Origin of the sequence: Caballeronia choica (assembly GCF_001544535.1) — a bacterium.
In the GTDB taxonomy this organism is placed as follows: Bacteria; Pseudomonadota; Gammaproteobacteria; order Burkholderiales; family Burkholderiaceae; genus Caballeronia; species Caballeronia choica.
This window is the reverse complement of record NZ_FCON02000060.1, coordinates 19,900-41,546: the sequence shown is the minus strand read 5'-3', so window position 1 is coordinate 41,546 and position 21,647 is coordinate 19,900. Positions and strand designations below refer to the sequence as shown.

At 59.9% G+C, this 21,647-nt stretch carries 24 protein-coding genes and 1 pseudogene; 19 read left to right on the top strand and 6 right to left on the bottom strand.

The genetic code is table 11. The features are described 5' to 3' along the window. Positions 1 to 152: 152 nt before the first annotated feature. Positions 153 to 515 (bottom strand): hypothetical protein, encoded by a 363-nt coding sequence (locus AWB68_RS46780; protein WP_125483020.1) that lies wholly within the window; start codon positions 513 to 515, stop codon positions 153 to 155. Between AWB68_RS46780 and AWB68_RS23980 the strand changes: the two genes are divergently transcribed. Together AWB68_RS23980 and AWB68_RS23975 are read left to right on the top strand one after the other, a co-directional pair. Then, complete coding sequence (locus AWB68_RS23980) at positions 514 to 1,605, top strand: porin (protein ID WP_087646834.1); 1,092 nt, start codon at positions 514 to 516, stop codon at positions 1,603 to 1,605. The genes AWB68_RS46780 and AWB68_RS23980 overlap by 2 nt on opposite strands. Positions 1,606 to 1,760: 155 nt before the next feature. Further along, on the top strand, positions 1,761 to 2,396 hold the full coding sequence (locus tag AWB68_RS23975) for a malonic semialdehyde reductase (protein ID WP_087646833.1): 636 nt from the start codon (positions 1,761 to 1,763) through the stop codon (positions 2,394 to 2,396). A gap of 145 nt (positions 2,397 to 2,541) precedes the next feature. On the opposite strand, the gene AWB68_RS23970 is transcribed toward AWB68_RS23975, so the two are convergent. Beyond that, positions 2,542 to 3,564 (bottom strand): amidohydrolase family protein, encoded by a 1,023-nt coding sequence (locus AWB68_RS23970; RefSeq protein ID WP_087646832.1) that lies wholly within the window; start codon positions 3,562 to 3,564, stop codon positions 2,542 to 2,544. A gap of 113 nt (positions 3,565 to 3,677) precedes the next feature. Between AWB68_RS23970 and AWB68_RS23965 the strand changes: the two genes are divergently transcribed. The 5 genes from AWB68_RS23965 to AWB68_RS23945 are packed head-to-tail and all read left to right on the top strand — an operon-like array spanning position 3,678 to position 8,561. Further along, entirely contained in the window at positions 3,678 to 4,922 is a 1,245-nt protein-coding gene (locus AWB68_RS23965) for an acyl-CoA dehydrogenase family protein (protein ID WP_087646831.1), read from the top strand. Positions 4,923 to 4,961: 39 nt separating this feature from the next. Beyond that, positions 4,962 to 5,849, top strand: a complete 888-nt coding sequence (locus AWB68_RS23960) for a VOC family protein (protein ID WP_235028470.1) — start codon at positions 4,962 to 4,964, stop codon at positions 5,847 to 5,849. Next, positions 5,846 to 6,343 carry a flavin reductase family protein gene (locus AWB68_RS23955; protein WP_087646829.1) on the top strand — a complete coding sequence of 166 codons (498 nt, stop codon included), beginning with the start codon at positions 5,846 to 5,848 and terminating at the stop codon, positions 6,341 to 6,343. The genes AWB68_RS23960 and AWB68_RS23955 overlap by 4 nt, the downstream gene beginning before the upstream one ends. Further along, positions 6,340 to 7,677: an MFS transporter gene (locus AWB68_RS23950; RefSeq protein WP_235028469.1), complete on the top strand. Its 1,338-nt coding sequence runs from the start codon at positions 6,340 to 6,342 to the stop codon at positions 7,675 to 7,677. The genes AWB68_RS23955 and AWB68_RS23950 overlap by 4 nt, the downstream gene beginning before the upstream one ends. Positions 7,678 to 7,697: 20 nt before the next feature. Next, complete coding sequence (locus AWB68_RS23945) at positions 7,698 to 8,561, top strand: fumarylacetoacetate hydrolase family protein (protein WP_087646828.1); 864 nt, start codon at positions 7,698 to 7,700, stop codon at positions 8,559 to 8,561. Between the two features lie 160 nt (positions 8,562 to 8,721). Here AWB68_RS23945 and AWB68_RS49615 read toward each other — a convergent pair whose 3' ends face one another. Continuing rightward, on the bottom strand, positions 8,722 to 9,141 hold the full coding sequence (locus AWB68_RS49615; RefSeq protein ID WP_327383154.1) for a MarR family winged helix-turn-helix transcriptional regulator: 420 nt from the start codon (positions 9,139 to 9,141) through the stop codon (positions 8,722 to 8,724). Between AWB68_RS49615 and AWB68_RS49610 the strand changes: the two genes are divergently transcribed. Then, entirely contained in the window at positions 9,064 to 9,348 is a 285-nt protein-coding gene (locus tag AWB68_RS49610) for a hypothetical protein (protein ID WP_235028473.1), read from the top strand. The genes AWB68_RS49615 and AWB68_RS49610 overlap by 78 nt on opposite strands. Continuing rightward, positions 9,311 to 9,559 (top strand): hypothetical protein, encoded by a 249-nt coding sequence (locus tag AWB68_RS46775; protein WP_125483019.1) that lies wholly within the window; start codon positions 9,311 to 9,313, stop codon positions 9,557 to 9,559. The genes AWB68_RS49610 and AWB68_RS46775 overlap by 38 nt, the downstream gene beginning before the upstream one ends. 115 nt (positions 9,560 to 9,674) lie before the next feature. On the opposite strand, the gene AWB68_RS23935 is transcribed toward AWB68_RS46775, so the two are convergent. After that, on the bottom strand, positions 9,675 to 10,208 hold the full coding sequence (locus tag AWB68_RS23935; protein ID WP_087646826.1) for a DUF8737 domain-containing protein: 534 nt from the start codon (positions 10,206 to 10,208) through the stop codon (positions 9,675 to 9,677). A 43-nt stretch (positions 10,209 to 10,251) separates the two neighbouring features. Then, positions 10,252 to 11,352 carry an NmrA family NAD(P)-binding protein gene (locus tag AWB68_RS23930; RefSeq protein WP_087646825.1) on the bottom strand — a complete coding sequence of 367 codons (1,101 nt, stop codon included), beginning with the start codon at positions 11,350 to 11,352 and terminating at the stop codon, positions 10,252 to 10,254. Positions 11,353 to 11,439: 87 nt separating this feature from the next. On the opposite strand from AWB68_RS23930, the gene AWB68_RS23925 reads away from it, so the two are divergent. Together AWB68_RS23925 and AWB68_RS23920 are read left to right on the top strand one after the other, a co-directional pair. Continuing rightward, positions 11,440 to 12,108 carry a TetR/AcrR family transcriptional regulator gene (locus AWB68_RS23925; RefSeq protein ID WP_087646845.1) on the top strand — a complete coding sequence of 223 codons (669 nt, stop codon included), beginning with the start codon at positions 11,440 to 11,442 and terminating at the stop codon, positions 12,106 to 12,108. 745 nt (positions 12,109 to 12,853) lie between these two features. Then, complete coding sequence (locus tag AWB68_RS23920; protein ID WP_160110051.1) at positions 12,854 to 13,159, top strand: hypothetical protein; 306 nt, start codon at positions 12,854 to 12,856, stop codon at positions 13,157 to 13,159. 204 nt (positions 13,160 to 13,363) lie between these two features. Here AWB68_RS23920 and AWB68_RS23915 read toward each other — a convergent pair. After that, positions 13,364 to 14,095: pseudogene (locus AWB68_RS23915) on the bottom strand (aminotransferase class I/II-fold pyridoxal phosphate-dependent enzyme); the annotation flags it as partial. 14 nt (positions 14,096 to 14,109) lie between these two features. Between AWB68_RS23915 and eutC the strand changes: the two are divergent. The 8 genes from eutC to AWB68_RS23875 all read left to right on the top strand — a co-directional run bounded on the left by eutC (position 14,110) and on the right by AWB68_RS23875 (position 21,581). Beyond that, complete coding sequence (gene eutC / locus AWB68_RS23910; protein WP_235028468.1) at positions 14,110 to 14,964, top strand: ethanolamine ammonia-lyase subunit EutC; 855 nt, start codon at positions 14,110 to 14,112, stop codon at positions 14,962 to 14,964. Between the two features lie 62 nt (positions 14,965 to 15,026). Beyond that, positions 15,027 to 15,521 (top strand): hypothetical protein, encoded by a 495-nt coding sequence (locus AWB68_RS23905; protein ID WP_235028467.1) that lies wholly within the window; start codon positions 15,027 to 15,029, stop codon positions 15,519 to 15,521. Between the two features lie 295 nt (positions 15,522 to 15,816). Further along, the gene (locus AWB68_RS23900) at positions 15,817 to 17,388 is read left to right on the top strand and encodes a tubulin-like doman-containing protein (protein WP_087646822.1); all 1,572 of its coding nucleotides are present in this window, start codon (positions 15,817 to 15,819) and stop codon (positions 17,386 to 17,388) included. Between the two features lie 35 nt (positions 17,389 to 17,423). Continuing rightward, complete coding sequence (locus AWB68_RS23895) at positions 17,424 to 17,750, top strand: hypothetical protein (RefSeq protein ID WP_087646821.1); 327 nt, start codon at positions 17,424 to 17,426, stop codon at positions 17,748 to 17,750. A 77-nt stretch (positions 17,751 to 17,827) separates the two neighbouring features. Beyond that, positions 17,828 to 19,525 carry an FtsZ/tubulin family protein gene (locus tag AWB68_RS23890; protein ID WP_200828777.1) on the top strand — a complete coding sequence of 566 codons (1,698 nt, stop codon included), beginning with the start codon at positions 17,828 to 17,830 and terminating at the stop codon, positions 19,523 to 19,525. 61 nt (positions 19,526 to 19,586) lie between these two features. Continuing rightward, positions 19,587 to 20,564, top strand: coding sequence for a CobW family GTP-binding protein (locus AWB68_RS23885; RefSeq protein WP_087646820.1), 978 nt, complete (start codon positions 19,587 to 19,589; stop codon positions 20,562 to 20,564). Between the two features lie 38 nt (positions 20,565 to 20,602). Then, on the top strand, positions 20,603 to 20,812 hold the full coding sequence (locus AWB68_RS23880) for a CbtB domain-containing protein (RefSeq protein WP_087646819.1): 210 nt from the start codon (positions 20,603 to 20,605) through the stop codon (positions 20,810 to 20,812). 13 nt (positions 20,813 to 20,825) lie between these two features. Then, complete coding sequence (locus AWB68_RS23875) at positions 20,826 to 21,581, top strand: CbtA family protein (RefSeq protein ID WP_087646818.1); 756 nt, start codon at positions 20,826 to 20,828, stop codon at positions 21,579 to 21,581. The last annotated feature ends 66 nt before the right edge of the window (positions 21,582 to 21,647 follow it).

The window sequence follows — 21,647 nt, the reverse complement described above, 5'->3', positions numbered from 1 at the left end:
CGGGCCAGTCAGCTTGCCAAATTCGGAAGCCTTGAGCCAGTTGCGCAGCGTCCGCGGCGACATGCGAAGCTCGCGGGCCGGAGGGTTCACACCGTACCCTTCCCTCATTCGTTGTACGGTCACCGCATTGAACTCCGCCGAGTGCCCCCGGTTCAGTGCTCTGAACATTTCTTCTTTCCTTCGTTTGGGTCGAACTTATACACGATCTGCGGGAAGGCAAAATTCCGGGCGACGCTCAGCCCTTGCACTGAACGCCGTGCCCTGAGACGCGGCTTGGGCGATTGCCGCGAACTCTCGCAATAGGTGCACGTCCGCGCGCCGTGCAACAGCAACATAGATGCGAACGGGCGCGCGGCGGCCGGTCGCGATGACACAGGTTCAAATCGGGTTATCACATCCGCTTTTTTGATTTTGAAGATAAGGCATCCTAATGAGAGGTTGAGCTTGCCGATCAGCGGTTCCCTAGGCTCTCGTAACCAGACATTGCGCCACAAGAATGGAGATTCGATCGTCATGAAAATCACATGGAGCGCGGCGTTGCTCGTCGCGGCGTCGGGGTTCACGTATGCCCAAAGCAGTGTTACGTTGTATGGAATCGTCGATACAGGGCTGTCGTATTACAACCACGCGACAGCCCACGGTGGATCGGAGATTGGGGTGCCGACTCTGACGGGTGAAGTACCGTCACGCTGGGGCTTGAAGGGTGTCGAGGATCTCGGCGGTGGCTACAAGACATTCTTTGTCCTGGAGAACGGCTTTCAGCCGGGCACCGGCTCGCTGAACTATGGCGGGCGCCTCTTCGGCCGTCAGGCGAATGTCGGCGTAAGCAGCGACTACGGCTCGCTCACGCTCGGCCGGCAAATGAACATGACGATGTACGCGCTGACGAACGCGGATGTGATTGGCCCTTCGATTCATTCGATGGCAAGCTTCGACCCGTATCTGCCGAACTCGCGCAGCGACAATGCGGTTGGCTATCTCGGCAAATTCGGCGGCGTCACTCTCGGCGGAACCTACAGCTTTGGTCGTGACGCGGCTGGCCCTGCGGGCCCGGCGGCGACCAACTGCGGCGGACAGGTGCCGGGCGACTTCGTTGCGTGCCGGCAATACACCGCGCTGCTCGCCTATGATTCAACGAGCTTCGGTGTGGCAGCATCCTACGACGTGATGCGCGGTGGGGCAGGGGCGTCGGGGCCGCTGAACAACAGCGCGTACACCGACACGCACAATATCGTCGATGGCTACGTGATTTTGGGCCCAACCAAGATCGGTGTCGGCTGGGTCAGAAACAACGTGGCAGCCGCGACCCATTTGCAGACAGATATTTTCTTCGCGGGGGCGACGTACTATCTCACGCCAGCGCTTTCCTTCGACGCTGAGGGCGTACGCAGTCTGCAACGCGGCCAGGCGGGAATGAACGACTCGAGCGCGACGCTACTGATCGGGCGCGTAGATTACCAGCTATCCAAGCGCACGATGGTGTACACGTCGGTCGGCTACATGTTCAACAGTGCGCTGGCTGCCAACCCGGTTGCAGCGGGTGGCACGGTCGAAACCGGCGCGAATCAACTCGGTGTCATGGTCGGTCTGCAGCAGAAGTTCTGATACGTCGTAGCGAAGCAGGGCGGATAGCATAGGTTTGCTTCCTGGAGGACAGCGCGGGAGGAAAAATCATCGTGCTGATGGAGAATGTTCGATCGTAGCCGCGTTAGTACGCACGTCGTGCGAGTCAGTCGCGGCCTTTTGGTTCAGGAGGGTTTATGAGAAACGCTATAGAGGATGTTGCGCTCGATATTCTGTTTCGTGAGGCACGTTCGTACAGCGCGTGGCTGAACGAGCCGGTGTCCGACGAAATCTTGCGTCAGGTTTACAACCTGATGAGGTGGGCTCCCACCAGCGCCAACGGAAATCCCGCACGGATCCTTTTCTTGCGCACCAAGGCGGCAAAGGAGAGGCTGCTGCCGGCACTTGCTCCGGGGAACGTGGACAAGACGATGAACGCCCCGGTGACTGCCATCGTCGCTCACGACCTGAAGTTCTACGAGAAGCTGCCGCAGCTATTTCCGCACAAACCTGAGATGCGTGGTCTCTTTGCCAATGCACCTGAACTCGTCGACGCTACGGCGAAACGCAACTCCAGTTTGCAAGGCGCTTACATGATTCTGGCCGCGCGTGCGTTAGGGCTGGATTGCGGACCTATGTCGGGGTTCGACAACGCGAAGGTCGACGAGGAATTTTTTGGTGCTGGAAAGAGCGAGCCGAATTCCGCCGAAGAATTCTTTCCCGAAGGTCACATTAAATCGAACTTCCTTTGCAATCTCGGATTCGGCGACAAATCAAATCTGTTTGCACGCGCGCCGCGCCTCGAATTCGATCAAGCCTGTACGCTTTTATAGATCGGTTCATCGGCCGCACGAATCCAAACTGCCGCTCGACGTCTTGCCGAGATTTCGCTGAAGTCGACGCGGCACTTCCACTTGGGAAGCACACGATCGACGACTGACGTTAGCCTGCTTTTGTCTCGCGGGGCGTAGCAAGCTGTCACTTCAGGCCGAGCCATGCGGCCGCGTTTTTCAATCGTAATGCTTCCAGGGTCGCGGCACTCAAGCCGAGGCTCTCAACCCGCGCCGCCGGATCGGCGTCCATGATCGCAAACGGGTAGTCGGTTCCAATCATTATGCGATTCTCGCCGACAGTTTCGATGAGGGCCTGGATGGCTGTAGCGCTATAGAGCAGATCGTCGTAATAGAGCGCCCGCGCCGCTTCGACCGGCGCTACGGGCATGGCTTCCCGAAGTGCGCCCAGTGTCTCCCACGCAAACTGCATGCGTGGCAGCACTGTCTGGATCGCACCGCCACCGTGGCTCAGCGCAATGCGCAGGCGCGGGAATTCATTCAGCAAGCCGCCTGTTATCAACGATGCCGCCGCGAGACCAATCTCGCCGGGGAACGCGACGATCTGCTCCAGCGATGCGGGACCGACCAGCCGGTCCATACCGGCCGGCCGCAGTGGATGCACGAAGATCGCCGCGTCGAGTGCCTCGGCGGCCTCGAAGAACGGGAAAAAGCGCGGATCGCCGATCGGGACGCCGCCCACGTTACTGCCGACCTCGATCCCTGCCAACCCGAGCGTGCTGACCGCAAATTCGAGCTCCTGAATCGCGTGGTCGATGTTCTGCAGGGGGGCGCCGCCGAGTGCGCTAAAGCGGTGCGGGGCGCGGACCACCATATTTGCGAGCGTTTCGTTCAAATAGCGCGCCAGTGTTGCGCCATCCGCCGGATCAAGCCAGTACGACAGTAGCTCAGGCATCGGGGAGAGCACTTGCCGCTCGACATCGAGCCGGTCCATGTCAGCACGTCGAACGTCAATGTCCCACGCCTGATGCGAAACCGTCCGATACACCTTCGATGAGACAACCACGTGCCGGTGGCAAGCGTGGCCTTCACGCATCGAGGGCCATGGTGCGTTTGGATGGCGCCCCACGTAGGCGGGGAAGTCGTGCGGAACGACATGAGTATGGATGTCGATGCATCCGCATTGCGAAGGCTGGCAGGCCGTTTTCATCAGGGTAACTCCTAGTATTGGCAGACCGCAAAAACAGTTGCAAAAGCAACTTTACTGGGTTCTAATTCAATCACGGATTAGTTGTTTTTGCAATAAATTTGGAGATGAGAGAAATGGCTACGACTTTGAGCGTTATCGAGCGGCAGTCCGCATCGCTGGGCGATGCGGTATCTGACGACACCTTGTTTGCGCGTTTGCTGGATGCAGCTGCAGAACTGCGGCCGCTGGTCGCCAAACGTGCCCGCCAGACCGAGCAGGACCGGCGCGTATCGTCGGACGTGACGAACCTGCTCAGGGAAGCCGGGCTCTACCGGGTGGTACAGCCGCGGCGTTTTGGAGGATATGAGCTGAGCCTGGAGGCGCTGCGGCGTCTCGCATTCGAACTTGGCCAGGGATGTGCCTCGACCGGTTGGTGTTACGGACTGAGCGCGGCGGCGTCATGGGTGGTCGGCATGTTTCCGGAGCAAGCGCAGCACGACGTGTGGGGCGAATCGCCGGACGCGCTGATCGCCTCCTGCATTGCGCCGACGGGCAAGGCCACGCCAACCGAGGGCGGCTTCCGGCTGAAGGGCCGATGGAGCTTCGGCAGCAACAGCGATAACGCTCAGTGGCTGTCGCTCGGTGCGATGGTCGAGCAGGCCGAAGGGGCGGCGCCCCGGCCGATCTTCCTGCTGGTACCGCAGGGCGAATACGAGATCGTCGACACGTGGTTCACGGTGGGTCTCGCTGGCACGGGCAGCAAGGACATCTTGATCGATGAGGAAGTGTTCGTTCCTGCGCATCGCACCGTCGCGTTTTCGGAGGTTCTTGAACAGGAAGCACCGGGCGCAGACCTACACGATTCGGCGCTCTACCGGGTGCCGTTTCTGAGCGGCTTCCCGCCGCTGTTGGCCAACCCGGCTGTGGCTGCCCTGCGCGGTGCAATCGATGAATTCGTCGAGAGCATCGCCGCACGCTCCACGCGCGGAGCCTTTACGGGTGGCGGCGCTTCGATTGCCCAGTTCGGGCATGTCCAGTCGGCGGTGGCGCAGGCCGAAGCCGCGGTCGACGCCGCACAACTCATTCTGCAACGTGACCTGCAACAGATCACCGAATGGGTGGACGGCGGCGTCAAGTTGAGCAAGGAGCAACGCATCACGCTACGGCGAGGCCACGCATACGCGGTGCGCCTGTGCGTCGACGCCATCAACGCACTGTACGACGTCGTAGGCGGAACGGGCATCCAGTTGGACAGCGGCATCCAGCGTGCCTGGCGCGATATCAATGCCGTTGCGCACCACATCAGCGTCAACTGGCACGCGGTGTCCACGATGTACGGGCAGATGCGACTCGGCCTGCCGCCGCGCGGCCAGTATTGAAGGGAGGATGCAATGGTCCGATACCAAAAGCTGGGGCGCGTGGAACTCAACGTGACTCATCTGGAAAAATCGCGCCGCTTCTATGAAGAGGTGGTGGGTCTCCAATACGTGGACACGGGCGTCGACGGCGAGATCCGGCTGCGCTGCGATCACGATCACCATAACGTGGTGCTGCATGCGGCATCGGAAGCAGGGCTTCGGTGCGCCGGTTTCATGCTGGAGGACGAGGCGCAGTTCAAGCCGCTGATCGAACGGCTTACGCGCGCTGGTCTCGAAGTACACGAAACGGCGCTGAATATCTGTCGGGAACGGGCGCAGCTGCGGGCCGTACGTGTATTCGAACCGCTAATCGGCGCGACAGTGGAGTTTTACATCCCGTTGCCGGACGCGGAGCGTCCATTCCAGCCGTCGGTCGCGCGCATCCAGCGGATCGGGCATGTCGTCTTCAACACCCCTGATGCGGCGCGCGCCATCGAATTCTGGCGCGACGTACTGAACTTCCGGGAGTCGGACTCGCTCGGCGAATTCGTCACCTTCATGCGTGTCTGGCCGAACCCCTATCACCACGGAATCGGCATCGCTCGCTTCGATCGCCACTGTCTGCACCACGTCAATTACATGGTGACGGAAATTGACGACATCGGTAAGGCGCTGACGCGCCTGAAGGCTGCCAACTCCGACGTGGTGTTTGGACCGGGCCGGCATCCCGCTTCCGACAGCGTCTTTCTGTATTTCCTTGACCCGGATGGGTTGACGATGGAGTACAGCTTCGGGATGGAGACATTTGCTGAAGCGAATCCTCGTGAGCCACGGCGCATGGAGCCGTCTCCGGGCAATCTCGATTCCTGGGGTTCCGTGCGCGATCCGCGCTGTTTTACGGGTGCTGGCGCGAACGCCACGCCCGCTTTGACTGGACAAAAATCATGAGCGCAATCTCCATCGATGGCCGCGAACTTCGCAACGCAATGGGACGTTTTGCGACCGGCGTCTGCGTTGTCACGACGCGTACCGAGGACGGGCGGCAGGCTGCATTGACCGTCAATTCGTTTTGCTCGGTTTCGCTCGATCCACCGCTTGTGGCGTGGTACCTGAATGACAGGTCGCCAAGCCTGCCGATGTTCAGGGAATCGGGATATTTCGCCGTGCACGTCCTGGCCGCCGATCAGCAAGACCTCGCGACCCACTTCGCGAGGTTCGCGGAAGACAAGTTCGCGCCGTTCAGCGAACGCGTGCAGGCGGGGCTCGGAGATGTACCGGTGCTCGGCGACGTGCTGGCCTGCTTCGAGTGCCGGACGTCGGGCATTGAGCCTTACGGCGACCACGTCATGATTCTGGGCCACGTCGAGCGCTTCTCCTACGGCAGCGAATCGCCGCTGCTGTTCCATGCCGGCCGCTTCCTCGAGCAAAGTGCCACCGCATGACGGCGAACCCCGATTTGCCGCCCCGGTTGGCGGATACCCGAGGACCACAAAAACAACTGGAGATGATCGTGCAATGGATGTTCAGAAGCCGCTGGTGGATCGTGTTTGGCTCGCTGCTGGGACTGACGGTCGGTAATGTCACCGTCCTGCAGTTTTCGACATCGGTGCTGATGAAGCCCATCATGGCGGAGTTCGGCTGGAATCGCAGCGTGATGTCCGTCGCGGTCATGCTGGGGTCGATCTTCGCCGCGATTGCCACGCCCGTCGCTGGCAGACTGATCGACCGGCGTGGTATCAGGCAGGTCACGCTGGTTGCCATCGCGCTCTTTGCGTTGGCCATCGCCGTCATGTCGCTGGCGCCGGCCATTCCCGCGGCATATCTGGCCATGTTCGCGATGATGGGCCTGTTCAGCGGCGGGCAGGCACCGCTGCCCTATGCCAAGGCGATCGCCGCGGCATTCGATCGGCGGCGCGGCCTCGCAATGGGCATCGCCTTGACGGGCGTGGGCTTAGGTGCGGCACTCGTCCCGCGGCTCACGCAGTTGTATCTCGACAGGCTCGGATGGCGGGGCGCGTACGTCGCGATCGGCCTGACCGTGTTCGTCATCGCGTTTCTCGCTGTCGGGCTGTTCATCCGTGATCCAGCTGGCGCGCCTCGCACTAGGGAGGCGGACATGCGCGGCTCCGGCTTGCCGGGGCTCGAAGCGGGTGAGGCAGTGCGCACCCCTGATTTCTGGAAGCTTGCGGTAGTGTTCCTGTGCATTCCGATCGTTGTCAACGGCACTGTCGTACACCTTGTGCCGTTGCTGACTGACCGCGGCATTCCGGCGAGCCAGGCCGTGGCCGTGTTTTCCGGCATCGGGGCGTCATTGATCGCAGGCCGCTTGTTGTGCGGCTACCTCCTCGACCGGTTTTTCGGTCCCCACGTCGCGATCGCGTTTGTGATCCTGCCAGCCACCGGTGTGATTGCACTGCTGGGCAGTGCCAACGTGTCGCTCACGACAATCGGTGCAGTGCTGGTCGGCCTCGGCATGGGTGCGGAAGTCGATCTCATCGCATATCTGCAGAGTCGATATTTCGGCCTGCGCGCGTTTGGACAGATCTACGGCTATCTGTTCGCCGTGTTTACCGTCGGTACCGGACTCGGGCCTTTCATGATGGGAGCTGCCTACGATGCCACGGGTTCCTACCGCCCCGCACTCATGGCGTTCGTGGGTGTACTGACTTGCGCCGGATGGCTGCTGCTGCGTCTGCCGCGCAGTTATCCGTATCCCGTCCAGACTCTTGAAAAAGGTGGAGCATCAGAAGATCCGCCCCGTACGAGCCTGGCTTAATCCACCTCCCTTTGACATCCATGAAACTCGTTACTTACCAGCACGACGCACACATCTCTATCGGCAAGGTGGAGGGCGACCTCGTGATTGACCTGCCACGCAACGATCCGACCTTGCCGGCCACCATGAAGGAGTTGCTGGAGGCTGGCCCGGATGCACTTGCGCGTGCGCGCGCCGTGCTGCCCGGCCACGCCGTTGCGCTATCGCAGGTCACGCTGCTTGCTCCGCTGCCGAATCCGTCCAAGTATCTCGCGATCGGCATGAACTATCGGAAGCATGTGGCGGAGGCGGCCAAGGTCGGCGTGCAGACCCCGCCCACCCAGGTCTGGTTCAACAAACAGGTTTCCTGCCTCAACGGTCCGTTCGGTGATGTGCACTTGCCCGCAGTATCGGAGCAGCTCGATTATGAAGTCGAACTGTGCGTGGTGATCGGCCAGCGCTGCCGGCACGTGAGCCGCGAAGCAGCGAGTTCGGTGATCGCCGGTTACATGGTGTGCAATGACGTATCGGTGCGCGACTGGCAGCTCGCCACGCAGACCATGACGATTGGCAAGTCATTCGACACCTGTGGCCCCACCGGACCATGGATCGTCACCCCTGACGAGCTCGGCGACCCGCACGCTTTGCGCTTGCGGATGTGGGTGAACGACGAGCTGCGTCAGGACGATATGACCGGTGCGATGATTCACGACATCTACGACCAGATCGCTCACCTGTCCACCGCCTTTACGCTCGAACCGGGTGATTTGCTGGCGACGGGCACACCGTCGGGCGTGGGCGTCGCGATGAGCCCTCCTGTTTACTTGAGAGCAGGCGATGTGATGCGGGCCGAAATAGAAGGAATTGGTTCAATCGAAAATCGCGTCATTGCCGAGCCGGTGTGAGGCATGTCGACAACGTCCCCTCACATGCACGCACTCGCCCCGATGTGCCTGTCGACATCGGGAATCAGTACGCGCCTGTGTTAAAAGGGGACCCTCTATTTGGGCACCCTACGCCCGTCGATGGCGTGGGCAGGCAGCGCATACCGACGCCCGTCCCGGTTTAGTCGGATGCTTTTTCGCCCGCTTCACGCCTGCGAACACGACGCGCGACGGCGAGCTTACGATTGACCGCGGGCGCGTCTTCGCAGTTGTCGACAAGGTTGGAGTAGACCGCTCGGAGGGTATTGAGCGTGGTTTCCAGTTCGCGGGCCGATACGCCCTTTACAGATGCGCGTTCGATTTGCCAGGCGCGCGGTGCAAGTTCGCTGACGATGTCCGCTCCCGCGGATGTCAGCGACAGACGGATGGTCCGGCGATCGGAGGCGGACTCGCTGCGGCAGATATAGCCTTTTGTTTCGAGGGCGCTCACAGCGCGTGAAAGATACGATAGTTCCGACCCAGTATGACTCGCGAGATCGGACAATGTCTGATGGTCTTCGTGGCGGAGCGCCGCGAGTACGCGCCAACCCTGAAGGTTGATGTCGTAGGACTTGAGGTCGTCGCTGAAGCGTGCCGCGATGATGCTCGCCGCGAGATTGAGCAGATATCCGATCGAATTGTCGAGGTCGTGATCGGGACGTTCCGCGGGCAACGGCTGCGTGCTCCGTTCTCGGGCGCGCGGCTGTCGTTGATTGGAATCGGAAGTGGTCATGGATCTCGTTCGCCGGTTGGATTCGAACCTGAATGATAGCTTAAGCTACTGTTTTGCAGGGGCTGTCGTGCTCAATCAGAGGCATTGTCATATAGCGACGTGCAACGTTGACCTCGACGGTTTGGGCCATTTCCCCTGCGGCGCGCTTGCGCCGGACGTGTATCTTTCCAGAACAGCGTCATTCAGTGGGCCGGTTGAATTTGTCGATCGTGAATGGCCGCTGTCGGGGAAATCCAATGTTCGTTGACGACCCCAGAGCCGTCGGGTTGCTCTCCTATTAGCGGACACTGATGTAGTCGCCACCACAGACTATCGGGTCGCCGAACCGACCGATTGGGGCTCTGTGGAGGTTGTTGCATCGATCATGGGCCCTCCACTTGATAGCCCTTCGCCGGGCTGCCGGCTTTCCCCATTGACGACTGACTTTGATGTTGCAGAAGAATTCGGAAGACGAGTCCGTGCGTGATCAACAGTAGAGGTACAACGAGAGTCGGAATGAAGTAGGTGGCGCCCAGCTGCCCCGCCACGAGCCCGGCATCATTGGCCTGATAGAACGCGTTCAAGAGATCCGCCAAGCCCCACAAGTTGAAGATCCATGCGATGACAATGCCAGCCCGGCGTGGCAGCGATACCAGCGAGAGCAACGCGAGTGTCGCCGCAACGAGGTCCCCGTAGGCGGCGGAATACGCGAAGGCAGGCGGCAGTTCGGGCGACACGACGCCTGGGACGAGGAATGCCAACCCAATGAAGCGGAAGCTGTGCAGGATGAGAAGAGGCCGCAGCGCTTCGGCCCTTCGCAGGAGGCGGAGTTTTGGCCAGATGTATCGCTTCGCGACGATTCCCCACGTGCCGAAGCTGAATGCGATGCTAACGAAAAACCAGAGTTGCGGCAGCATGAGTCTCTCCTTTGGTTCAAATCCCGCGATCGACTGTGAGAAATCAAGCGCGCAGCGTGCGTAGCGCTGCGATCGCGGCGCGTGGCTCCACGTGGGCCATGGCATGCTCGCTCAGCCAGACCTTGGACTCAGGCGCAAACTTCGGTTCTGACGGGAACGGTCGGCGCAGTTCACGGTCGTAGCGCTCGAGATCGAAACCGGGGCTGAGCGGGGCGATCACGAACTCCGCGAACTGGCGAAGCCAATTGCCGAGCGTCCGCCGGTTGTGTGGAAGCGCTGCGTAGCGACGCGCGATCGTCTCGAAGTCCTCTGCGGGCTGACCGGTCACATCGAGCACGTCGGTGGTCGGTGCGCCCAGCTCAAAAGCCCCGCGTTTGTGATCGTCAATGTAGTAGCGAACGCCGCTGATCACATCGATCGGCAAGCCGCCCATCCGTGCGGCCTTCATGAATAGCCAGGTCGGCGCCGGCACGACCCTGACCGGTCGCCCGACGGCCCGGCCGATCGCCTTGGCCATGTCCTTTGCGCCAAGGAGCTCCGGCCCAGTGGGGCGGTAGCTCTTCCCGGCGTGTTGCACGGGATCCATCAGGGCTGCGACGGCGACTCGCGCGATGTCCTCGTTGGACGGTGGCGCGTTACGGCTATCGCCATAGATCCAGGGAAATACTCCGAGGTGCGCGGCAAACCCGATCATTACGAGGTAGGCGTCAGCGAAGAAGCCCGGCCTCACGATCGTATGCGCGACTCCGGGCGTCATCGAGAACAGCCGATCGACGAGCCAGTGCTGGCGGGTCATGAGGGCGGGATGCGAGGGACTCGACAGCCATTGGCTCAGGCTGACAATGTGTTCGAGCCGGGATTGCGTGGCCGCAACGGCGAATGCGACCGCGCCCTGAATCATATAAGGATCGAAAGGAGGGCAATAGTAAGCGCGCTGGACGTCCTTCAGCGCCTCGGCGACGCGCTCGAAATCGCTCATGTCGGCGACCGCTATCTCGGCCCCCTGCGCTTTCAGCCGCGCGCTGCGGCCATCGTCCCGGTGCACCATGGCGCGCACGGGATAACCGGCCTTCAGCAGTTCCGCAACGACGACGCTGCCTGTCTTCCCGGTCGCGCCGGTCACAAGGATCCTTGGCTTGAGCATGGTAGTCTCCCAGCAGGTGTGGTACCCATAGGTACCAGAAGTTGGAACCATTATGGTACTGTGTGGTACCTACTGTCAAGAGAGATGATGATGACCATGGCATCGCTACCAAAAGAGCGTCAGGAAGGTGACGAAACCGAGGTGCGCGCGCGCATCCTGGATGCAGCCTTCGCAGCGTTCATGAAGAGTGGCTACGCGGCGGCCAGCACGCTTGAGATCGCCACGCGGGCGCGCGTTTCAAAACGAGAACTGTACGCGTTGGTGGGCAACAAGAAGGAAATGCTGATCGCTTGCATCAGCGCACGCGCTACGCGACTGCAGTTACCCGCTGACTTGCCCGTGCCGCACGATCGCGAGACCCTCGCGCACGTACTGACTTCCCTCGGGACAAAGCTCGTCCGCGAGATAACCGATCCAACGGTCATTGCGGTATTCCGACTGGCGATCGCCGCAGCGGTCGACGCGCCCGAGGTGGCGCAAGCGCTCGACTCCATAGGACGCGAGACGAGTCGAGCCGCCTTGCGTCAAATCATGACTCGGGCCCAGGCGTCCGGACTTCTCAATGGCCGTCCTGCGGAACTTGCCGAACAGTTCGGTGGGTTGCTGTGGGGTAATTTGATGGTCAGTCTGCTGCTCGGCGTCGCCGAGCGGCCGAACTCACGCGAAGTCGCGGCACGTGCCCGCAACGCCTCTGCTGCGTTTCTTCAACTTCATCCGCTCCCGATTAGCGCTACGATGCCCCGCCAGCACATCTAATGCATGGACGATCCGTACGATGCCACGGCCACCTGGCGATTCCGTGGCATGGCTCCCGGGTGGCCGCTATTGAGAAACCTGCGAGGCGAGATCGAGTGACCGCTCCTGGCCCGACGGCTGCCTTTGGGTGCCGGCTCCGCAAAGCCGCCCTTCACCGAGATGTGGAGATCATCTTTTGGCTGCATTCGGTGAACATTGCGAACCGCGGCTCTCGGCCAATAGTTGCCACTCGCCCGTCGACAAAGCCGTCACTCGGATGGCTCCCTCACCGCCGGGACCGGCCGGATTCCAAAGCCGTGAGTCTCACGCAAAGCAGGCACAGGCACGGTCATCGATGTCATCTTCCTGACCTGTGACACTTCTATGAAATTCGGAATATGCATTACACGGTGATTTCTGTGCATGCTCGGACGGAGTTTCAGAAAGCGGGGGCCGTTTCGTGTACGTAATAGGCAATGATCAATATGGCAGCTGCGCGTCGGCTCATGGCTACCGCATGTGGCAGTGGACGACGGGTTCCTTGCCTTACGTTCATGGTGAGGCCGTGTCATCACGGTACCGAAGCGCCGGCCACGAAGGAGAGACGAGGGCGTTCCATTCCCAGGACTTCTTAAGCGGGCGAGAACACTTGACCGGTTTCGTTCACAGAACGATCGGGGCGCGACTTACTTCTACGTCATCGCGACTGCTACAAGGTTGATGCTGAAGGGATCGTGAGATTTACCAAAGGATTTACCTCTATCGCTTGCTGGATCATCGGGGAGATGTCATCTACTACGGAATAAGCGTTTGGCCACGAGACCGCCTGCTGCGTCATTTGCGGGACGAGGTAAAGGGCTGGCAAATTTGCAAGATGCAGGTCGCAGTCACGTTTGAGCCCATGGCGCGCTTGGCAGCACTGAAACTGGAGAGTGAGTTGATCAAGACCTCACAGGTTCTGTTGCTTAATGTCATTGAAGATATCTCTCCACTGGAAGGCTACACCGCAGAAGAGGCCCGGATTAGCACGTACATGCCACGCATTCGTCGATGGGAGGACGTCAAAATATAGCTAACCAAAGACTTATAACGGGGTGCAAATCCAATAGGAAGGCGGTCGTGCGAATGCAGCGCCATTCCTGCCGCTGTCATGTCGTCGAACCAATGACGGCCGACGAACCGACTTCGAAGATGCATGAACCTATGACAGCTCATCGGCCTTAAGCAGCTTTCCAAAAGGCCGAGAACTTCGCTGCCGAGCCACGCGCCACGCTTTTCAAATTTGTCCAAATAGCGCACGTGGACGGTCCTTGAGCGTGCTCGCCAAAAGCCGTAGTCCGCTGACCAACTGCTCCCGGCTGCTCGCACATGCGAGGTTGATCCGCACGCCATGCTCGATTTCCGAACGATCCACCGCGAACGCAGACGACGGCATGACAACGACGCCGCGCGCTTTCGCGTTCGCGGCGAAATCGTCGGCGCGCCATGGTGCCGGCAGCTTGAGCCAGACGAACATGCATGCCGGGTCCGTCTGCAGCAGTTCCTGCGGCAACAGTTCCCGCGCCAGATCCTGCCGCGCGCGGATCTCAGTGAGTTGAGCATCCATGATGTGCTGCGCGGTGCCATCCTCGATCCAGATCGACGCGATCAGCATCGACATCGGCGCGGGCATCCACGCGGTGGTGCGCACCGCCTCCGCGCAGAGGGCCGAATTGTCCGGCGGGCTCAGCAGATAACCGAGCCGCAAGCCGGGTGCAAGCACCTTCGATGTCGCGGCGATATGGAATGTCAGTTCAGGACACAGGCTCGCAATCGTAGGCAGCCGCTGCGAGACCAGCGGACCGTAGACATCGTCCTCGATGATCGCCACGCCATGCCGCCGCGCGATGTCGACGAGGGCCATGCGCCGCTCGATGCTCATCGTCAGGAGACCGTCGCGGTCGCTCGGGATGCCGACGATCTCGAACTGAAATACCGGTGCCAGCGCCTTCAGGCCGTAGTAGGTGAACTGATGGGAGATCGATGAACGAACCAGATGAGGCGAGCGCAAGCGCGATGTGTTCAGTCACGGCCAACCCGTGGGACGCATTGCGCCACTTCACCGACGCCCGGATTGCGCTCGGACGGGCCGGCAGCAGCCTGCCGACCGCGCCGCTTCTGGCATTCAATCTCGCGCATGCCCAGGCCCGCGACGCGGTGCATCAGCCGCTGGATGCGCAGGCGCTGCGGCAGGAACTAAATTGCAAGGGGTTTGTAACGATCGACGTTTGCAGCGCAGCCTCGAATCGCGAGCAATATCTGCGACGGCCGGACCTTGGGCGAGCGCTCCGCGACGATAGCGTGGCGAACCTGTCGCGAGGGAAGTTCTTCACGGAGGAGGAGAGAAGGCCTGATGTCGTGTTCGTCATCGCCGATGGCCTTTCCGCTAACGCCGCGTCACGTCACGCGATACCGCTGGTCGAAAGGACGACGGCGCAGCTTTGCGGCTGGCGCGTCGGGCCGATCGTCATCGCGCATCAGGCGCGAGTGGCGATCGGCGACGAAATCGGTTCTATCCTGAGGGCCGAAGTCGTGGTGGTACTGATCGGCGAGCGACCGGGCCTGAGTTCACCCGCCAGCCTCGGGATCTATGTGACGTATCGCCCCAGGATCGGTCGAAGTGACGCGGAACGGAACTGCATATCGAACGTTAGACCGGAAGGCCTGAACTATGACGTCGCCGCGTTCAAGCTGGTGTATCTGCTCACCGCCGCCCGAGAGCGAGGACTGACCGGCGTCGCGCTGAAGGACGAAAGCGCCGATGGATTCATTCGAGCGGGTCAGACGGCGCCTGCCATCGAAGGCGTGAGGGACCCTACTAGTCAATTGTCCGCCTGATCGCACCGAAGACGTAATTCGTCGATCAGCTTGAGTTCCGCTCGCTCGCTTACGAGCCCGACGTGCTGCTGATGGATGAGCCCTTTGCCGCGCTCGATGCCCACGCGCGCGAAGCCTCGCAGGACGAACTGCTGAGCATCTGGAGGCGGACGGGCACAACGGTCGTGTTCATCACGCATTCGATCGACGAAGCCATCTATCTCGGCCAGCGCGTGCTCGTGATGGCCGCAGCGCAAGGGCGCATCACGCATTCGTTGCCAGTGCACGTGCCCAAGGGCGACCCGACCGTGGGCCTGCGCGCGACGCCGGAGTTCGTGCGCTTGCGGCACCAAATCTGGCAACTGATTCGATCGCGCCGCAGTGCGGGGCACCTGCAGGTCGCGCACGCGGCACAGTTCAACTTCGAAGGAGCGTCGATGAGTACGGTCATCGCGTCGCCGGTATGCGTGGCGTCGGCGTTGCCGCGCGCATTTCGGGTTTCGCGCGAGCCTCCCGGATGTCCCGGAGATGCAAGGGTGGCTGAAAGCGAGGAGAACGGTTCTCTAGTTAAGTTTTAAGTATGCGGATAACTGGTCTGAGGCGAACGCATCGCTGATATTGAACGCGTGAATGTCTCCCGTTAGCCGCTGCGATCCGAAAAAACCCGCGCTTGACTTGTGAAATTGACATGTCTATAACTCAACTCAAGTGACGAGCAGATCTAGCGGCACTCAGTTTCAAGACCGGTCGCCAGCATTGCCGATCAGGTCACGGGCAAAAGAGCCCCAACCGTGCGCAACACGGTTGGGGCTCTTTTTGTTTGTGCGACGCGCGGAGCTACGCGCTTTCATCCGTTTGCGAAAGGAGGCCAGGGTGGTCAGAAATACAGGTATCGATCCGCTACGAGGCCGGCCGACACCGGGCCTTGCCAGCACGGAGGAGAAGATTCAGCGGCGAAAATTCGACTCTTTGAAGCGCGGAATTCATCGCATCAACGACGAAGCCGGCATGCCCTACACGATTCATCTGGTCGGGATCGGCGGTGCGGGAACGGCGGTGGTCGCCAGAGCAATGGAGCAGATTTCCAGCACGACGCTCGAGCCAGTCGGCGCCCGGTTGAATGTGTTGGCAATTGACATTGGAGACAACGAGCATCTAGGCGCAATTCGCCGGCAAGGGGCGAGACTCGAAGGCCCGCATTCGTCTGTGGAAGTCCTGCAACTCGACATACCGACGAACGAGGACCTGTCAGCAAGCTTCAAAAGGTATCCAGAACATTTGCAGCTCGAGTATCCGTTCTCTGCGCGCGCATCTGCGTTCAAGCCGTGGATAGGATCGGGCGAAAAGATTCCGCCATCGGGCAAGCCGATTCCTCGGGCGATTGCCAAAGCAGTGTATGGCCGGGCTTATTACGACGGTGACAGACCCGCAGCCGAGTCAATCAAACGCTTCACTAATGGTGTGACCGCGACGCCAGGCGAATCGCTGGTCTGCGTTCTTTTCGGACTCGGCGGAGGAACGGGCAGTGGTATCGCGGTGGACGTCGCCCGGCATATTTCCAACGTCAGGTTCGGACGGCGGATCCTGGTGGTGGGGATTGGCATTGCGCCCTGTGAAGGTGACGCACCGGAGCATTGTGGAGGACATCTCTTCCCGGTACTCAATGAACTGGACTGCATGAGCGATGAAACCAAAAATCGCGGTGTGGTTGCCGCTTGTGGCGACCTCTACCGAAACCCCTTCACGGCGGGCTTCCTGCTCGTCCCGCAACAACATGTGTGGGGCGCGACGGAGAACCTGCAAGCCACGCATGACCGAGTGGACGACGAGCTTGCCTCACTGATTGCATCCCGGAATGGTGCCAATCTTTGGGAGACGATGCGGCTCTTGAACTGGGTTGCCGCGCCGTCAACCCAGCATTCAGCCGCCCGGACGCCGTATGGCATGCGCTGGATCCACGTTTTCGCATTTGCAGACGCCAAGGGTGGCCCGCTCGCACTCCACGCCGACCTCCCGAAAAAAATGGGTCTGCGGCCCACTTACCGCCCGGAATTTATCGAGGCCAGGATCGCTTCGAAGGATGACGACAAAAAGAAGGAGACCGCCGAACTGCTTGATCGAGCCTTTGGTCCATCGATACACGCGAGTCTCGCAGCAGGGGGCCGTACGGACTCGGTGCAGTTTGTCCTGCCTCAGCTAAGCAAGGACGACCTCAATCTCTTCGCCGAGGCAAGGATGGCCTACGATCAGCAGACTCAGCAGGAAAAGCTGAGAGGGCACTCATGGCTGCTCGAGCAAGGCGTGATGCTCTGTGAACCGTCGACGACAGTGGACAGCATGGCCGGTGCGAGTCTTTGGGGAAGCCAGAACTGGATCAAGGTGCCCTATTTAGCGGTTCGAGGCGACGCTCCATTGAGTACGCCAGTGTCAATAGCCGCTGGTTGACTGACTTTCAAGCAGGCTAACCCCGAGGAGGTGATATGCCGCTCAATTGGTCCCAGGTGATCGCCAGATATGGAAATGGTGCGCTTGTTCCAACCGTGTCGGGCGGGAAATTCTTAAAAGTTGCGCGCGCAGACGACGAGGCGATCTATATCGAGTCGCCCATTTGGTCTGCAACTCTCCATAGAGTCAACCTCGAGAAAGGCGTCGATCTGATTGAAGACGGAACAATATCCCGCGATCCAGGCCTTTTCGTCGAAGATTACATTTTGTATGTGGCTAACGAGCGCGCCACGTCGGTCGCGCATATTCTGAGAGATCTTGGGTTTTTAGACGAAACGGAGACGTTCACGATCAGGTGTTAGCGGTGGTGAAGTTCCTGAACGGGCACTGTTAAGTACGTATCAAATCGTAGAACTAATTGAAACCAGGAGGTGAAGCTATGGCTAAGTCGCTTTATCACAGCAGCACGGGTAACCAGTCTGAACATTGCATCCACGTTGTCGGGATTGGCCGAACAGGTGCTGCATATGTCGAAGCGCTTCTTCGTACCGGTGAGATCGAGGATTTGCTCGAAGACCCGCGTGCGCGATTCGCGGCGATGGTGGTGGACATCGGCGAGCAGGACATGGGCGTCGTGACGGACTATGCGGGCGGCTTCCGCAAGAGGCTCGAGTCGCGCGGAATTCCGCAAGAGCGCTTTCTCTTCCAGGCCATTTCGCTTGAGGTTCCGTCGAAGGAAGACCTCTTCAATACAACCAGCCGCATGCGTGAGTTCCTCAAGCTGGAGTATCCCCGCTACTACTGGAACCCGAACTATGAATCGTGGGTGAACAGGAACCTGCCTTTGCCCAAAGCGGGCGACCATTTTCCTCGCGCCGTGGCGAAGGCCATCTATGCAAAGGCGTACTACGACGAGCCCCGCATACTCAACGACGCGCTGGACAAGTTCGTCGCGCATATCGAAGAAGCTCAAATTCCGTCGATGATACTTGTGCCTTTCAGCCTCGCCGGAGGGACGGGGACCGGCATTGTCGTGGATCTCGCGCGGCATCTGTCGAATGTAAAGCTCGGTCGACGTTTGCCCGTTATTGGGGTGGGGCAGCTTTCTTCAAGCGGCGACCCGGAAGTACACCGGCATACGGCGACCATGTACACAGCCCTGAACGATCTCGACTGCATGCTGGACGACGACAAGAACAACGGCGTCATGACGGTGTGGGGCGATCTTTACAAGAGCCCGTTCACAGGCGGCTTCTTCGTGGTCAACCCGGAGCAAAGCTGGCAACGCCTCACCGCCTATACGGACACCGGCGAGAAACGTATCCGCGATACGTTCAGGCACATGGTGACCAATCGGTTCGTCGCTGACTGTTTCATGAGGTTTGCAGCCGACGAACACGGGCGCGTGTTGTTCAAGGCGCTTCGCCCCGTCGGCTTCACGGGCGCGCCGCACGAAACCTTGAGCGCAAAGGCTCGCAACTGGACACTCTTCAACGTGGCCAAGCTCACTCATCCCGGCGTGCAGGTTTTGCCCGGCGAGCATGGTGAGAAATGGGAAGCGGTTGTTGGGCAATGGACCGACTTCGTTCCGAAGTATGACGGTTTGAAGGACGGGTTCCGTACCGACTATGCGGAAGTGCACGTGCATGTACCGCGCGACATGGACGTCAATGTCATTGACAAGAAGATCAGGGATATGGTCAACAGGACGTATCTCTTGAGCGACGGTGACAAACCCGTCCAGATCTTTAACCACGAGTTCTTTGACGCGCTGACGGCATACGCGGTCGTCATCCTCCCCGGTATGGCCAAGACGGATCTCGAAGCATTCTGGGCCAGTCGCGATGCCTATGACAAGCTGACGTGGGAGGAAAAGCTGAACGAGCATTCGTGGCTTCTGGACATTGGCCCGATGATCTCGGAACCCGCCATTCGTTTCCAGGGGCTCGCAGGCGAATGTATCTGGGGATGCGCATGCTGGATCGTGGTCCCCTACGACGAACTGCGAGGCGACAAGCTGCCACCTCCCACTCGCAAGGAAATATTCGCCAACGCGATCTCCGCGATGACAAAGACCGTCGTCAAGACGCCCGGCGGAGAGCCCAAGGTCGCGGCCGCGGGCATGAAAGCGGTTTGATCGTTGGAAGTACCAGCGGCAATGCTGTCGTTACCGCTCTTGAGACGAAAACGAGGTGGTCATGGACAACGTGTTAACAGACTCCCGTATCCCCGCGACGGTCATTACGGGGTTCCTGGGCGCGGGGAAAACAACCTTGCTCAACAGGCTCTTGCGGAACCAGGCTGGACGAAAGATTGCCGTCATTGTGAACGAATTCGGCGAGGTCGGAATCGACGGCCAACTGATCTTCGATGACGAAAACGAGCAGTTGATCGAGTTCAACAACGGCTGTCTTTGCTGCACGGTACGCGGCGACCTGATCGAGACACTGGAACGAATTCGTGAACGTGCGCCCGACCTCGACGCGATCATGATCGAGACGACCGGCCTCGCAGATCCCGCACCCGTTGCGTCGACGTTCTTTGTATCGGACGAGGTGAAATCCGCTGCCCGCCTGGACGCGTTCATCACGGTAGTCGACGCAGTGAATTTCTTCCACAGTCTCGAGGAAAACGAGGAGGCTCGCGAGCAATTGGGTTTCGCCGACATTGTGCTTTTGAACAAGACAGACCTCGTGTCGGAAGACGTTCTGCGCGGTATCGAGGACCATGTGCGCCGTCTCAATCCGCTGGCAAAGCTGTACCGTACCTCGCAAGCGGATGTGGACCCGTCTCTCGTACTCGAGACGAATGCTTTTCAACTGGCAGCGAAACTCGAAGTTGATCCTCTCTTTCTGGACGAGCATCAGCATCAGCACGACCCGTCTATCGGATCGATTGTGTTACGCGAGCAAAGACCGATCGATATGAACCGGTTCATGTCGTGGATCTCGGAACTATTGCAAGAGCAGGGCGGTTCAATTCTTCGGTCGAAGGGGGTGTTCAACGCAACTGGTTTCAACGAGCGGGTTCTTTTCCAGAGCGTGCGCATGCTGACGACAGTAAGCCGTCTTGATGCGTGGGGAGAGGCCGCGAGAGGCACCGAGTATGTTCTGATCGGGCGCAACCTCGAGCGTGAGACGCTTAAGGCTGGGTTTGCCGCGTGTGTCGGACATTGATCGGTGTGTTTGAGACTTTACTTTTTGGAGGTTTGACCATGAACGATGCCATTCTTGATTCTGTCGCCTTGCCGGCTCCCATTCCCCTGAAAGAGTTACTGCCCTGGCTGGTTTTCGGCGGCTTGCTTTTGCTTCTGGTGCTCTATTTTGTCGGCGCCGAGCAGGGTGCAACTTCATTGGTTCCTGGAATGTACGTTCATGAGTTTGTGCATGATGGACGACATCTCCTCGGATTCCCTTGCCATTAGTCAGGAGGCGATCATGGTGGGAAAGATGTTGATGCAGGGCTTGCTGGCCGGGCTGATAGCGAGCTTGATCTCCTTCGCGTTCGCAAGGACGATCGGGGAACCTTCGATTGATCGTGCCATTGCATTCGAGCAGCAACAGGATGCAAGGAAGGCAGCGATGGGCGGAGTACACGACCACGATGAGGAACTGGTCAGCCGTCAAACGCAAGCGGGGGTGGGGCTGTTGACGGGCGTGGTGGCCTATGGAACCGCCGTGGGCGGGTTGTTCGCCTTGACGTTCGCGTTTCTGTATGGGCGAGTGAAGGGAATCGGGGCGTCGAAACTGTCCGTGGCATTGGCCGGTGCGGCATTCATCGCATTGGTGATGGTGCCAATGCTCAAGTATCCGGCTAATCCACCATCGATAGGCGATCCCGAGACGATTGGTGAACGGACCGCACTGTATTTCCTCTTCCTGGTGTTTTCCGTGGTAGCGATGATCGTGTCCGTTCGCGCGCGTCGTGCATGGGTTCGAAGACTTGGCGACTGGAATGCATCGCTTGCGGCGGCGGGCCTGTACATCGGCATGACGATTGCAGGGCTGATTTTCTTTCCCACTGTCAATGAAGTTCCGGCGGAGTTTCCTGCGCAGGTGCTGTGGGAATTCAGAAAGGCGGCCATTGGCATGCAGTTTGTCATGTGGGGGACGCTTGGTGTTTTGTTTGGTGCCTTTGTTGAGCACAAGGCGGTGGCAGCGAGGTCGTCTGAAGTGCGGAGAGCGAGCGCGTAGCCATTGGCGCGCTCGAAGTGCCTGACAGTTGGTACCACGGGGAAAATGCTGGGCTTGGATATACGG

Coding starts and splice junctions, on each gene's coding strand:
- AWB68_RS23935 (WP_087646826.1), bottom strand. CDS start 10,208: ATGCTGCCGCAACTCTGGTTTTTCGTTAGCATCGCATTCAGCTTCGGC.
- AWB68_RS23875 (WP_087646818.1), top strand. CDS start 20,826: ATGGTGGGAAAGATGTTGATGCAGGGCTTGCTGGCCGGGCTGATAGCG.
- AWB68_RS23965 (WP_087646831.1), top strand. CDS start 3,678: ATGGCTACGACTTTGAGCGTTATCGAGCGGCAGTCCGCATCGCTGGGC.
- AWB68_RS23975 (WP_087646833.1), top strand. CDS start 1,761: ATGAGAAACGCTATAGAGGATGTTGCGCTCGATATTCTGTTTCGTGAG.
- AWB68_RS23970 (WP_087646832.1), bottom strand. CDS start 3,564: ATGAAAACGGCCTGCCAGCCTTCGCAATGCGGATGCATCGACATCCAT.
- AWB68_RS23930 (WP_087646825.1), bottom strand. CDS start 11,352: ATGCTCAAGCCAAGGATCCTTGTGACCGGCGCGACCGGGAAGACAGGC.
- AWB68_RS23885 (WP_087646820.1), top strand. CDS start 19,587: ATGGACAACGTGTTAACAGACTCCCGTATCCCCGCGACGGTCATTACG.
- eutC (WP_235028468.1), top strand. CDS start 14,110: ATGAACGAACCAGATGAGGCGAGCGCAAGCGCGATGTGTTCAGTCACG.
- AWB68_RS23945 (WP_087646828.1), top strand. CDS start 7,698: ATGAAACTCGTTACTTACCAGCACGACGCACACATCTCTATCGGCAAG.
- AWB68_RS23880 (WP_087646819.1), top strand. CDS start 20,603: ATGAACGATGCCATTCTTGATTCTGTCGCCTTGCCGGCTCCCATTCCC.
- AWB68_RS49610 (WP_235028473.1), top strand. CDS start 9,064: ATGACTCGCGAGATCGGACAATGTCTGATGGTCTTCGTGGCGGAGCGC.
- AWB68_RS23895 (WP_087646821.1), top strand. CDS start 17,424: ATGCCGCTCAATTGGTCCCAGGTGATCGCCAGATATGGAAATGGTGCG.
- AWB68_RS23980 (WP_087646834.1), top strand. CDS start 514: ATGAAAATCACATGGAGCGCGGCGTTGCTCGTCGCGGCGTCGGGGTTC.
- AWB68_RS23950 (WP_235028469.1), top strand. CDS start 6,340: ATGACGGCGAACCCCGATTTGCCGCCCCGGTTGGCGGATACCCGAGGA.
- AWB68_RS46775 (WP_125483019.1), top strand. CDS start 9,311: ATGGATCTCGTTCGCCGGTTGGATTCGAACCTGAATGATAGCTTAAGC.
- AWB68_RS23890 (WP_200828777.1), top strand. CDS start 17,828: ATGGCTAAGTCGCTTTATCACAGCAGCACGGGTAACCAGTCTGAACAT.
- AWB68_RS23955 (WP_087646829.1), top strand. CDS start 5,846: ATGAGCGCAATCTCCATCGATGGCCGCGAACTTCGCAACGCAATGGGA.
- AWB68_RS23925 (WP_087646845.1), top strand. CDS start 11,440: ATGATGACCATGGCATCGCTACCAAAAGAGCGTCAGGAAGGTGACGAA.
- AWB68_RS46780 (WP_125483020.1), bottom strand. CDS start 515: ATGACGATCGAATCTCCATTCTTGTGGCGCAATGTCTGGTTACGAGAG.